The 12,831-nt window shown below is 34.9% G+C and carries 14 protein-coding genes; 5 read left to right on the forward strand and 9 right to left on the reverse strand.

Annotated features, from left to right (window positions below):
• Positions 1–2: 2 nt before the first annotated feature.
• Genes B2Z27_RS08535 through B2Z27_RS08550 form a run of 4 tightly spaced genes read right to left on the reverse strand, consistent with a single transcriptional unit; the run spans position 3 to position 3,888 of the window.
• Complete coding sequence (locus B2Z27_RS08535) at positions 3–1,037, reverse strand: COX15/CtaA family protein (RefSeq protein WP_286813350.1); 1,035 nt, start codon at positions 1,035–1,037, stop codon at positions 3–5.
• Between the two features lie 14 nt (positions 1,038–1,051).
• Entirely contained in the window at positions 1,052–2,476 is a 1,425-nt protein-coding gene (locus tag B2Z27_RS08540) for a CCA tRNA nucleotidyltransferase (RefSeq protein WP_210706835.1), read from the reverse strand.
• Between the two features lie 4 nt (positions 2,477–2,480).
• The gene (locus B2Z27_RS08545) at positions 2,481–3,041 is read right to left on the reverse strand and encodes an L-threonylcarbamoyladenylate synthase (protein WP_071341606.1); all 561 of its coding nucleotides are present in this window, start codon (positions 3,039–3,041) and stop codon (positions 2,481–2,483) included.
• Positions 3,042–3,057: 16 nt separating this feature from the next.
• On the reverse strand, positions 3,058–3,888 hold the full coding sequence (locus B2Z27_RS08550; RefSeq protein ID WP_286813351.1) for a zinc-binding alcohol dehydrogenase: 831 nt from the start codon (positions 3,886–3,888) through the stop codon (positions 3,058–3,060).
• Between the two features lie 98 nt (positions 3,889–3,986).
• Between B2Z27_RS08550 and B2Z27_RS08555 the strand changes: the two genes are divergently transcribed.
• Entirely contained in the window at positions 3,987–4,805 is an 819-nt protein-coding gene (locus tag B2Z27_RS08555) for a glycosyltransferase family 2 protein (RefSeq protein ID WP_074672750.1), read from the forward strand.
• Here B2Z27_RS08555 and B2Z27_RS08560 read toward each other — a convergent pair.
• Together B2Z27_RS08560 and glf are read right to left on the reverse strand one after the other, a co-directional pair.
• Positions 4,787–5,581, reverse strand: a complete 795-nt coding sequence (locus B2Z27_RS08560) for a glycosyltransferase family 2 protein (RefSeq protein WP_286813352.1) — start codon at positions 5,579–5,581, stop codon at positions 4,787–4,789. The genes B2Z27_RS08555 and B2Z27_RS08560 overlap by 19 nt on opposite strands.
• Before the next feature lie 159 nt (positions 5,582–5,740).
• Positions 5,741–6,853, reverse strand: coding sequence for a UDP-galactopyranose mutase (gene glf / locus B2Z27_RS08565; protein WP_286813353.1), 1,113 nt, complete (start codon positions 6,851–6,853; stop codon positions 5,741–5,743).
• 144 nt (positions 6,854–6,997) lie between these two features.
• On the opposite strand from glf, the gene B2Z27_RS08570 reads away from it, so the two are divergent.
• Positions 6,998–8,032, forward strand: coding sequence for a beta-1,6-galactofuranosyltransferase (locus tag B2Z27_RS08570; protein WP_286813354.1), 1,035 nt, complete (start codon positions 6,998–7,000; stop codon positions 8,030–8,032).
• A gap of 3 nt (positions 8,033–8,035) precedes the next feature.
• On the opposite strand, the gene B2Z27_RS08575 is transcribed toward B2Z27_RS08570, so the two are convergent.
• Positions 8,036–8,851: a 2,3,4,5-tetrahydropyridine-2,6-dicarboxylate N-succinyltransferase gene (locus B2Z27_RS08575; RefSeq protein ID WP_058103517.1), complete on the reverse strand. Its 816-nt coding sequence runs from the start codon at positions 8,849–8,851 to the stop codon at positions 8,036–8,038.
• Positions 8,852–8,950: 99 nt separating this feature from the next.
• On the opposite strand from B2Z27_RS08575, the gene ruvX reads away from it, so the two are divergent.
• From ruvX to B2Z27_RS08590, 3 genes are read left to right on the forward strand one after another with little or no spacing between them, the layout of a single operon-like run.
• The gene (ruvX, locus tag B2Z27_RS08580) at positions 8,951–9,361 is read left to right on the forward strand and encodes a Holliday junction resolvase RuvX (RefSeq protein WP_286813355.1); all 411 of its coding nucleotides are present in this window, start codon (positions 8,951–8,953) and stop codon (positions 9,359–9,361) included.
• The gene (gene def / locus B2Z27_RS08585; RefSeq protein ID WP_058103515.1) at positions 9,362–9,952 is read left to right on the forward strand and encodes a peptide deformylase; all 591 of its coding nucleotides are present in this window, start codon (positions 9,362–9,364) and stop codon (positions 9,950–9,952) included. It abuts the gene before it with no gap.
• 60 nt (positions 9,953–10,012) lie between these two features.
• The gene (locus tag B2Z27_RS08590) at positions 10,013–10,441 is read left to right on the forward strand and encodes a DUF5606 domain-containing protein (protein ID WP_286813356.1); all 429 of its coding nucleotides are present in this window, start codon (positions 10,013–10,015) and stop codon (positions 10,439–10,441) included.
• A 71-nt stretch (positions 10,442–10,512) separates the two neighbouring features.
• Here the strand turns inward: B2Z27_RS08590 and B2Z27_RS08595 are convergent, their stop codons facing one another.
• Positions 10,513–12,123, reverse strand: coding sequence for a family 20 glycosylhydrolase (locus B2Z27_RS08595; protein ID WP_286813357.1), 1,611 nt, complete (start codon positions 12,121–12,123; stop codon positions 10,513–10,515).
• A 12-nt stretch (positions 12,124–12,135) separates the two neighbouring features.
• A complete protein-coding gene (locus tag B2Z27_RS08600) occupies positions 12,136–12,825 on the reverse strand; it encodes an SGNH/GDSL hydrolase family protein (protein WP_058103512.1) in 690 nt (229 codons plus the stop codon).
• Positions 12,826–12,831 lie beyond the last annotated feature (6 nt).

Genomic DNA, 12,831 nt, shown 5'->3' on the forward strand with positions numbered 1-12,831 from the left:
AGTTACGAAGTTTTGATGTTTTTCCTAGGCTTTAATGCATCTAAAAGTATGTAGAATTGAACTCCAAATAGAATTGAAGCCAATACCAAGTGTAACGGCTGACTTGCAAAAGGAAAATCTAAATAGTTCATGGCTATACCTGTAATTACCTCTACTACCAATAAAAACAAGACCCAGTAAATTTTAAAATGTCCTAAGTTTAGTTTGGTGATCCGGTAAACCAAGTATGCATTGATCAAAAGTACGATAATTGAAAAAGATCGATGTATATAGAATAAAACCTCAGGATTTTGTAGCCATAGACTTTTAGCGTCATAACCAAATATATCTATTTGCTCGTCTACAAATTGACGAACCTGTGTGCCCATACCAATTTGTACTAAGGTTAACACTAATGCTATTAGACTAAAATGCAGTACCGTTCTGTCATACCTTATACGTTTGTTTTCTTTATTGGCCAAATAAATGATGTACAAGAGCATGGCAACAATGACCAATGCCATGAGCATGTGTATGGTAATTTTGGCAGGTTCTAGAACTGAGTATACTACCGTAGCGCCTAACCATGCTTGAAAAACCATTCCTACTACCACTAACCATGATAATATAGGAATACGCTTTTTCTTTTTCCAAAATTTTAATGATATAATGGCTAGCAAAAGTGTAGCCAACCCAGCTAGGGCGCCAAACAATCTATTAATATATTCGATCCAAGTATGCCAAGGGTTGAATTCGGCGTAGTCATGCTTGGTATACATTTCCCAGTTTTCTTCATTAAATGAATTTGTAGTGGTAAATGTTTCTTTTGAAACTTGTAAGGTTTCGTTCCAAATAATCACTTGTCCTTTTTCAAACGTTCTGTCTGCTTGCCACTTAATTTCCGTAACATCTGTTGGCGGAATATAATAACCAAAGCATTTGGGCCAGTCTGGGCATCCCATGCCACTGCCTGTCATTCTTACTACAGCACCGGCAACAATTACCAAGTAAACTAAGACTAACGATATTTTGGCAATTTTTCTAAATGTAATATCCATAAAAAGTATCCATTCTATTTAGTAGTCTGTAAGCCTAGTTCTGCACCTTTAAGATACATAAATTCTTGTGCAGCTTTATATTCATTTGGAATTTCTCCTTCTAAAATAGCCTCTTTGATCGCTTCTTTGATAATCCCGATTTCTTTAGACGGTTTTAGGGAAAATGTTTCCATAATTTCTTCTCCACTTATAGGTGGTTGAAAATTTCTAACATGATCGCGAGCTTCTACTTCCTCAATCTTTTGGCGAACAATTTTGAAATTTTGATGATACCTTCGCTGTTTTTTAGGGTTCTTTGTAGTGATATCCGCTTCGCATAAGGTCATTAAATCTTCCACATGGTCACCTGCATCAAATATTAACCTTCGTACGGCAGAGTCTGTCACAAAATCTTCTGATAAAACTATAGGTCTAGAACTCATAAGTACGAGCTTTTGTACATATTTCATTTTATCGTTCAATGGCATGCGTAACCTTTTGAACAGCTTATAGACCATTTTAGACCCCACAAATTCGTGCCCATGAAAGGTCCAACCTATTTTTTTATGGAATCTTTTGGTTGGTGCTTTTCCAATATCATGTAATAACGCTGCCCAACGTAACCAAAGACTGTCTGTAGCTTCAGATATATTATCGACCACTTCTAGCGTATGCCAAAAATTGTCTTTATGTTTTTGCCCTTCTATTTCTTCAATGCCCTGTAACGCAGTAAGCTCTGGTAGAATTAAAGCTAAAAGTTCTGTTTTATGAAGCAGTGAAAACCCTACGGACGGTTTTTTGCACAACATAATTTTATTGAGCTCGTCTAATATTCGCTCGTTGGAAACGATCTTTAAACGGTCTTTATTTTCGGTAATAGCTTGTAAGGAGGGTAGTGCAATTTGAAAATCTAATTGAGTTGCAAACCGTATAGCCCTCATCATGCGTAAGGGATCATCTGAATAGGTTACCCCTGGTTCTAAAGGAGTTTTGATTATTTTGTTTTCAAGATCCGTTATACCGTTAAAGGGGTCCAATAACTCACCATAGTTAGATGAATTTAAAGAAAGTGCTAATGCATTAATGGTAAAATCCCTTCTTTTTTGATCATCTTCCAAGGTGCCGTTTTCAACAATAGGTTTACGGCTATCCCTGGTATAACTTTCTTTACGTGCGCCAACAAATTCTAGCTCAATGCCATCACTTTTGATCATGGCGGTACCAAAATTCTTAAAAACAGAAACTTGAGGTTTTCCCTTTAATTTTGAAGCTACTTTCTCGGCAAGTGCTATGCCACTGCCAATAGCAACGACATCTATATCTTTAGGAATGGATCTCTTTAAAAAATAATCTCTGACAAAACCACCAATAACATAGCAGTCTACAGAAAGTTCTTCTGCAGCTTCTGAAATAGTTTTGAAAATAGGGTTGTTTAAAGCGTCTATATGGCTCTCTTGCATGTTGTTATTCTCGAATAACCTTCACCGTATTGTCATTAGAAAGTCTAATAATTGATGAGGCGGAGCTATTCTGTTTCTCTCTGTGCAAATTTACCACATAGTCAACACCTTTTAAAATGGCTTGATCTATATTTTGGAAAGAATTTGGAGTGTTGTTTCCTGATATATTGGCAGATGTTGATACAATTGGTTTTTTAAACTTACCAATTAGGTAACTGCAAAATTTGTCAGAAGCCACTCTAACGGCTAGGGTATTGTCCGCTGCAATTAGGTTTTTGGCAATACCACGTGGATTATCGTAAATTATAGTGGTTGGTTTTGTAGAAAGGTCCATAAGGTCATAGGCCAGGTCAGGAACTTTTTCTATGTGCTTCTCAAGCATTGCGTCATTGGCTACCAAACAAATTAATGCTTTGCTGTCTTCTCGTTGTTTTAATCGAAATACTTTTTGAACCGCTTCTTCATTGGTGGCATCACAACCTATTCCCCAAACGGTATCGGTAGGGTAGAGTATGAGTCCGCCATTTTCTAAAACTTCTATGCATTTGTTGATTTCCTCAGTCATCTTTGATAGGGTATAATTAAAGAAATTTATCTGGTGTTATATTATAATGTTGTGTTATAGCTTGCCATTGAGTTTTGTTTTTATCCCCACCTATGTTCGATTTTTTCAAAGATTGTTTTTGAGACCCAATGATAGGTATTGGTGTTTTTGCTCTATGCGCTGCTAATATTGTTTTCGTTCCTTGCAAATATGCCATAGCCTTAAACCACAAATCGTCGGCTTTTGGTGCTAATTCTAAAAATAGATCGTCATTTGTTACCTCTTTTGATAAGCAGTTAGGAGGGTAAAGTACCCCTTCTGCACCAATTGCAATAATTGCGTCTTCATTATTCTTGGTGTTTTTATCCTTGATCCAACTTTTGTAAGAAAGTAACTCTCCAGCTGAGCTATAACTTATATACCTAGTTTGATTAGCTATTACCTTGTCTAAATTGGCTTTATGCTCTTGATATAATAAATGAAGCCAATTTTTTCTGTACATCATATCATCATCACATGTAATTATAATATCGTTGGGGTAAAGCTCTAAACTATGAACCAATTTTCTATGTGAGCAGGTTAAATCAGAATATAAAATTGAAAACAAATCAGACTCTAATGATACCAATTTTTCTGGAATTTCATCCTTTAAGGAGTGATGTAACCATAATACTATTTTTGTAGGTCTTACTTCTTGATTAAGGATACTTCTTATGGTCAAGTGCAGCGTATGCAACCTTGAAGGAATGGAGGTTAATGAAACAATTACAGGAATTTCTTCTTTCTGTACGTTAACCATACTTTTAGAGGATATTGATAAAAGTTTGGCAGCGTTATAAATTGATACCGGTATTTCTTTTAGCTTCATTTTACATTGCTGTATTTTGATCTATTATTAATAGAGCATCTTTTCTTGGTCAAAGATAGATAAGAGTTTTATATTTTTGCAGTAATTTGAAACGTAGCATGGAGATTCCTAAAATAAGTATCATTGTAAGTACATATAATGCCGAAGAGTGGTTGAAGAAGGTACTTTGGGGCTTTGAGCAACAAATTTTCAAAGACTTTGAAGTGGTTATTGCCGATGACGGCTCAAAGGAACCTACCAAAATTCTTCTTGAAGAAATGGCAAAAAAGGTCCATTACCCCATAGTTCATGTTTGGCAAGAAGATGACGGATTTCAAAAATCTAGGATACTTAATAAAGCGGTTACGGCTTGTTCTGCAGATTATATTATCATGACCGATGGTGATTGTATACCGCGAGAAGATTTTGTTCAAGTTCACTACATAAATAAAGAACCTGGTTATTTTATTTCTGGTGGATATTACATGCTACCAATGAATATCTCTAAATTAATTACTTTAGAGGATATTGAAAAGCAGCGTTGTTTTAATATTCAGTGGTTAAAAGAAAAAGGAATTCCGCAGACATTCAAGAATAATAAGTTGACGGCTCGGGGGATTATTTCAAAAATCCTTAATTGGGTAACACCTACCAACGCTAGTTGGAACGGTCATAACTCTTCTGGTTGGAAGAAAGATATTGAAAACGTGAACGGTTTTGATGAGCGTATGCAATATGGTGGACAAGACAGGGAATTGGGTGAAAGGTTATTTAATTTCGGTATAAAGTCAAAACAATTACGTTACAGTGCTGTTTGTGTTCATTTGGACCACAAAAGAGGTTACAAAACACCAGAGTCTATCGCAAAAAATGTTGGAATTAGAAATGCCACCAAAAAGGAAAAAAGTGTGTGGACACACTATGGCATTACCAAATAATAGGCTAATTCATTTTTTTGCTCTAATCTTTTAAGCTCTCTATAGCGTTCAAGTACGCCCAAAGAATTCAAATAACAAATGGTAAAGCCTTTTTTGCCGTCAAGTATACCAAGTCTTAATATATAGTGGTTAAAAAATTTCCAGCTAGTTTTTAAGACCATCATAGCATAACTGAACTTCTTTTCTTTGTAAAAAGATTCAATAGCCTTTAAACGCCCATACTTCAACATTTTACCTTTGTAGTCTTCGTAGTTTTTGTAACAGTAATGTGTCAATTTTTCTTTAAGAATACCAGAGGTTCCGTCAACATCTAATGTTTCATGGACAATTTTGCAATCGGAAAATACAGCTTTACTTTTTCTAAAAAGGCGGTAGTTTTTATCTGTTTGCCATCCACTGAAATTTAATTTTTCATTTTTGAACATGAACTGTCGATAAAACCAAAAAGCAGCAATTTCGGTACCACTTGATATTGTTTCTTCTATTTCATTTTGCAAAGCATCTGAAACAATCTCATCAGCATCTAAAAATAAAACCCAGTCGTTTTTAGCCTGTTTTAAAGCAAAAGATTTTTGAGCGGTAAAGTTTTCGAACGGATTTTGAATGACTTTTACTTTAGGGTGTTCCTTTAAATATTCATAGGTTCCGTCAGTACTAAAAGAGTCAACTACAATAATTTCGTCAGCAAAAGAAACAGATTCTATACATTTTTCAATGAAACCAATTTCATTATACGTAATTACTAATGCGGTAAGTTGTTCTTTTTTTGTAATCATACAATCCAATTTGATAGGTTTGCTCTAATCGGAGCGAACAAAGTTATAACAAAAAAAGAATTAAAAAATTGTGTCAAGAAGTAAAATTCTTACAGGTTTAAAATCCGGTATTATAACTTGGTTCAGTTTATAAGAGGGTATATTTTAGAATGGTTGCGTTCAATTATCAAAAAGTTTTTTAGTTTTTGCTAACGCAGCTCCAATAACCTGGTGCATATCATAGTATTTATATTCAGCTAGCCTACCTCCAAAAATGACTAAGTCTTTGGAAGCCTTATTTTTATATTTTAAATACCTACTGTTATTCTTATCGTCGTTAATGGGGTAGTAGGGTTCTAATTCAGTTGATGCCTCTAATGGAAATTCTTTTGTTATGACCGTTTTCTTTTGTTGCCCAAATTCAAAATGTTTGTGTTCTAAAATTCTAGTATATGGTATTTCTACTGCTGTATAATTAATAACTGCATTGCCTTGAAAGTTTTCGATATCTAAAACTTCATGGGCAAAACGTAAACCTCGGTATTCTAGTTTGCCAAATTCATAACCGTAGTACTCATCAATTTTACCTGTAAAGACCGTTTTGTGGGCCATCCCATCTAGGGCAATTTTATCTTTAAAGTAATTGACGCCAAGCTGTACATCTATACCTTCAAGTAACCCTCCAGTAAGTTCGTTATATCCACCTATTGGAATGCCTTGGTAGCTATCATTAAAATAGTTGTTGTCGAATGTAAATCTTACCGGAAGACGTTTTATTATAAATGCAGGTAATTCTGTGGTTTTTCTTCCCCATTGCTTTTCTGTATACCCTTTGATCAGTTTGTAATAAATATCTTCACCAACCAATGAGAGTGCTTGCTCTTCTAAGTTTTGAGGTTTTTTTGTTTGGTGTTTTTTGCTTTGCTCTTCTATTATGTTTTTAGCTTCTGAAGGAGTTTTTACTCCCCAGAGCTGATGGAAAGTATTCATGTTAAAAGGCAAATTGAACAATGAACCTTTATAATTGGCAACTGGTGAATTTGTATATCTATTAAAAGGCACAAAGTCGTTTACATAGTCCCAAATTTTTTTGTCGTTGGTATGGAAAATGTGTGCTCCGTAGGCATGCACATTGATATCTTCTATTTTTTTACAAAATGTATTACCTCCTATATGTTCCCTTTTATCTACTACTAAACATGTTTTACCTCTTTTTTTTGCTTCATGGGCAAAAACTGCCCCGTACAGACCTGCGCCTACAATAAGGAAATCATACTTTTTTGTGGATGCCATTTTTTAAAATTTAATGCTCAAAGATACAGTTTGAAAACTAAATTTATTAACATGAAAATATTTACAATTGTTTAAGCTTTAACTTAAAAACTTTATTTTAAAATGGTATAATTGCATGGCAAAAATGGCTTAATTAATACCTTCATGAATTCAAATAATCTCTTTTTTATTTCTAGGAATTATAAATTTTCAAAGAATGCGGCTTCTAAACCAAAAATGGACTGCGAGATAGTTCTTGAAAAAAACGGATTTAAAAATTTAGGTTTTAAACAAAGTAATTACCCCAGTTCGGCGATAGGCGCGGTTATTAGTTTTTTCGGAATCACAAAAGGGTTAATTCGCTTGCCAAGAAAGTCGGTTTTTTGCATGCAATATCCGTTGAGTAAGTTTTTTGGGTATATCACCAACGTCGTTGCTTTAAAAAAATGTACACTAATTATTATCATTCATGATGTAAAATTTTTAATGGGGAAGTCAAATGATTTAAATGGTGAAATGGCGAAGTTTAATAAAGCTGATTTTATCATCGTTCATAACGAATCTATGAAAAAGTGGTTTCAGGATAATGGCTGTACTGCACAGTTGGTCAGCTTAGAATTGTTCGATTATATTCATTCCAGTAATAAGCATGCCACGCTCAATACTCCTTACGATGTAGTCTTCGCAGGTGGGTTAGGAAAGGAAAAAAGCGAGTTTCTATATAGTATGGACAACCTTAGCCCTTTAAATTATAAATTGAAATTATATGGTAATGGTTTCAATGCTACTGATGCTGAGCAAACTAATTCTATTCTCGATTATCAAGGTGTTTTTTCACCGGAACAGGTAATCGATGAAATAAACGGTTCGTTCGGGTTAATTTGGAACGGTAATGCTTTGACCGAATGTTCAGGGGATTTTGGTAAATACTTGCTATATAATAATCCGCACAAGACATCTTTATATCTCTTGTGCGGATTACCTGTAATTGTCTGGAAAAAAGCAGCTATCGCTAAATTCATTGAAAAAGAACAAATAGGTATTACCTTAAATTCTTTAGACGAACTTGATACTGTTTTAGCTAACCTTGATTCTAAAAACTATGCCACTATGGTTTCTAACGTAGAAAAGGTAAAGGTGAAGGTGTCTTCCGGTTATTACCTTTCTCAAGCTATCAACAAAGTAGTGGCATTGGTTTAAAATTTAAACCGCTACATCATACTCTCTAAGTGCATCGTTCAATGATGTCTTTTTATTGGTGCTTTCCTTACGCTTACCAATTATTAATGCACATGGTACTTGAAATTCACCAGCTGGGAATTTTTTGGTGTAACTGCCAGGTATAACTACTGAACGAGCAGGGACAACACCTTTGGTCTCTACCGGAGTTTCGCCAGTAACATCAATTATTTTAGTACTCATGGTCAAAACAACATTAGCACCTAAAACGGCTTCTTTTTCAACTCTAACACCTTCTACAACAATACAACGGGAGCCAATAAAGGCACCGTCTTCTATGATGACCGGCGAAGCTTGTAAAGGTTCTAAAACACCACCAATACCAACACCGCCACTTAGGTGTACATTTTTACCTATCTGAGCACAGCTACCTACTGTTGCCCAGGTATCTACCATGGTACCTTCATCAACATAAGCACCAATATTTACATAGCTAGGCATTAAAATGGTACCTGCTGAAATATATGCTCCATGTCTTGCAACGGCATTTGGTACTACGCGAATTCCTTTTTCTTTGTATCCTTTTTTTAATGGCATTTTATCATGGTACTCAAAAATACCAGCTTCTAAAGTTTCCATTTTTTGAATAGGGAAATACATAACTACAGCTTTCTTGACCCATTCATTGATCTGCCATCCATCTTCAGTAGGCTCGGCACATCTCAATTTTCCTAAATCTAAAAGATTTACAACCTCTCTAATACTATCTTGGGTAGCAGACTCCTTCAAAAGGTCTCTATTTTCCCATGCTTTTTCTATTTGAGCTCTTAATTCTGTCATTTTCATAAAATTTTCTCAAATATAAGTTGAAGTACAGTAATTACCCATGGTCAAGGGCACATATAACAAATTATCCTTTATTTTTGCCAAAAATTTAGTTTGGGAAAGATCCTTGCAATTGATTACGGAGAAAAACGTATTGGGCTGGCAGTTACCGATGATATGAAAATGATAGCTTTTGGTTTAACTACTATTGCTACTCCTGAAATATTTGAGTATTTAGCTGACTATATAGCTAATGAAAACGTAGATACCATAGTTGTGGGCGAACCTAAACAAATGGATAATACCGCTTCTGAATCTGAAGTGCATATTGCTCCTTTTTTAGTGAAGTTGGCAGAGAAATTTCCTAAGGTGGCCATTAAAAGACATGATGAGCGCTTTACCTCTAAAATGGCTTTTCAGACCATGTTGGATAGCGGATTAAAGAAAAAACAAAGAAAGAATAAAGCATTGATAGATGAGATCAGTGCAACCATTATATTACAAGACTTTTTAAAAACAGTTTAAATGATATTACCCATTATTGCCTACGGTGATCCCGTATTAAGAAAAGTTGCGGATGATATAGATAAAGATTATCCAAAACTGAATGAATTGATTGCCAATATGTGGGACACCATGTACAATGCTAGTGGCGTAGGTCTTGCAGCTCCTCAAATTGGGCTTCCAATACGTATTTTCTTGGTAGATTCAACACCATTTAGTGGTGATGAGGATTTAACACCGGAAGAACAAAAGCAATTGGACGGATTCAAACGCGTATTCATAAATGCGACTATTGAAGAAGAAACTGGTGAAGAATGGGCTTTTAACGAAGGTTGTTTAAGTATACCGGATGTTCGTGAAGATGTTCGCAGAAAGGAAACTATTAAGATCAGTTATTTAGACGAAAATTTTAAAGAACATGTAGAAACGTATAGTGGTCTTTTGGCACGTGTAATTCAACATGAGTATGATCATATTGAAGGAGTACTGTTTACCGATAAATTGTCTTCTTTAAAGAAAAGGATGATTAAGGGCAGATTGGCCAATATTTCAAAAGGAAAAATCAGTGTTGAATATAGAATGAAATTTCCGTCCTTAAAAAAAGGACGTTAAAATCATATCATAATTAATAGAAAAGTATAATATTTGTCGACTAAAATTTTAAAAGAGTATATGGGGTTAGAGAAGATTTTATCCGTTGCGGGAAAACCAGGTTTATATAAATTAATTACCCAAACTAGAACAGGATTTGTGGCGGAGTCCTTGTTAGATGGAAAAAGAATTACGGTAAGCTTACGTAGCAGCGTTAGTGTTTTGTCTGAAATTGCCATTTATACACTTGAAGAGGAAGTGCCTTTAAGAGATGTATTCAAAAAAATACAAGAAAAAGAAGATGGTGGTAAAACATCTATTGGGCATAAAGAAGAGAAGATTAAATTAGAAGAATACTTCTTTGAAATATTACCTAACTACGATGAGGATCGCGTTTATGTTAGTGACATTAAAAAGGTAATTCAATGGTACAATATATTGGTAGATAATAAAATCACCGATTTTTCTAGCGAAGAGGTTGCCAGCGAAGAAGCTTCTGAGGAGGAATAACCTTTATTGTTATAATAAATAAAAAGGCCTTGGTCTCAACGATCAAGGCTTTTTTAATGGTCTATTAATTTTTAGTCTTTTTCTATGGTTTCATAGGTATATTCACTTTTCTTCCAATCAATTAGAGCAGAAGGATAATACTTAACATCCATACGATCTAAAAATGGAGCTTGGTCTGCCAGTCTTACTTTATAGTCTTCCCAGTTTCTGTTTTCCTTAATACTCCAACTAAGTTCAGAATAGCCAATAATTCTAGGAAAAGCTAAATACTCTAGCTCATCAATATTACTAATGGTTTCTGACCAAAGCGGCGCTTCTACACCTAAAATATTTTCTAATGGAATACCATATTCTTCTGGTGTCCAAATGTATGCGGTATCTACCGGTATATATGCTGCCCAGTGCAACCCAAATTTAGAAAGGGTATCATACTCCATATCCAAGTATGCTTTCTTTGCAGGGGACACTATAATTTGCATGCCTTTGTCAACTGCTTTTTTAGCATTTTCCTCACTGGCCCACCATTGTGAAATTGAGGTTGAATCTACATCTGCAATGGCAACTTCATCCCATCCGATCATTCGTTTGCCATGTTTTTGAACTATTTTTTCTACCTTATTTATAAAGTGTATGTAATCTTTCTTTTTAGTTACATGGCTTTCATCTCCACCTACATGAAAGTATGGACCAGGCGTAATGGCAGCAATTTCTTCTACTACATCATCTATAAATGCATACACGGTATCTTTTCTTGTGTCAAACGTGCTAAAACCAACACGCATACCTTCGTACAGTTTAGGTGTTTTTCCGTTTCCGTTTAAAAAAGGATATGAAACCGAAGCGGCATTGGTATGGCCCGGCATATCAATCTCTGGTATAACGGTCATATACCTTTCCGCTGCATAACGTACAATTTCCTTATAATCTTCTTGGGTATAAAATCCTCCTGCTTCGCCACCAACTTCAGTGCTTCCGCCAATTTCTGTAAGCTTGGGCCAAGATTTTATTTCTATACGCCAACCTTGGTCATCACTAAGGTGTAAGTGAAGAACGTTTATCTTGTAATATGATAATAGGTCTATATATTTCTTTACATCATCTACACTAAAAAAATGTCTTGCAACATCTAACATAGAACCTCGGTAGGCAAAATTTGGGTTATCAATTATTTTACCCGATGGTACTGGCCATATTTTCTGTGGAGCCAAAGTGTCATTACTTTTAAGCGGCACCAATTGTCTTAAGGTTTGTATACCTCTAAACGCACCTTCTGCGGTATTGGAGTTTATGATGATAGAATCTTGGTTAATATATAATTGGTAGGCTTCTGGTGTTTCTAAATCCGTACTGTCACTTTGGTTGATGTAGATTACACGTTCTACCGTGTTAGAACCTTCATTATTTACGGGTATACTCAGGTTAATTTTGTCTTTTAATTTAGTAGCTAAGAACGTACCAACCTCTTCAAAGCCAGTTGCATTTTTAGAAGTGTATATTGCCGTAAATTGATCTAATGCAAATGCAGAATTTGTAGGTATGGTTTTTAAAGGTTTGGGTATTAGGCTAACTTTAGATAAATCAGTGCTAGGCATTGCAATTCGTTCTTTCTTCTTCTCTGCACAAGCAAGGCATAATAGCATTAAACTTGTGAAAAATAGACTTCGAATACAAAAGGTTTTCATTTTCTTGAATAATTAAGGTTGGTTTACTAAATCTTTCATGGCTGCATACCAAATATCATAACCTTTTTGGTTCATATGTAAACCGTCTTCAATAAAAATATCGGTTTTTAGTTTTCGCTTGTTCAACATAGGTTTCCATACGTCTACATAGAACAAATTTGGGTCGTCTTGGGTAAAACGTTCCATTTTTCTATTCAACCTTTTATATTTTCCTCGAATTTTCCAACGGCTAATACTTGGTTTTGCCGATATTAATATAACTTGTGTTGAGGTATTTTTTGCTTTTATTCGACGGATGATATCTGCGGTAGTATCAAGAACATCAGCAGGTCTTTTTTTAGCCCACAAATCATTATCACCTTCATATATAAATACCTTTTTAGGGTTGTAAGATAATATCAGTTCATCTATAAAGTATAAAAGGTCAGATGCTTGTGATCCTCCAAAACCACTATTGATGATTTGATGATCGGGAAACTCCTCTTGTAATTTTCTCCATAGGCGTACGCTTGAACTACCTGTGAATACAATGGTCTCTTTACTGGAATCCCAAATACTGTCATACTTGGCGGTGATGTCCTTTACCTCTTTTGTGAATACATTTTCTACTTGCCCAAAACTGGTTAAGGAAACAAAAAAAATAAGAACAGTAAGTGTTCTTATTTTTTTTATGGTTTTAAGGTTGAGTTGTTGTTGAGACATACTTTT

This window comes from Maribacter sp. UBA3344 (assembly GCF_002362375.1).
GTDB lineage: Bacteria > Bacteroidota > Bacteroidia > Flavobacteriales > Flavobacteriaceae > Maribacter > Maribacter dokdonensis.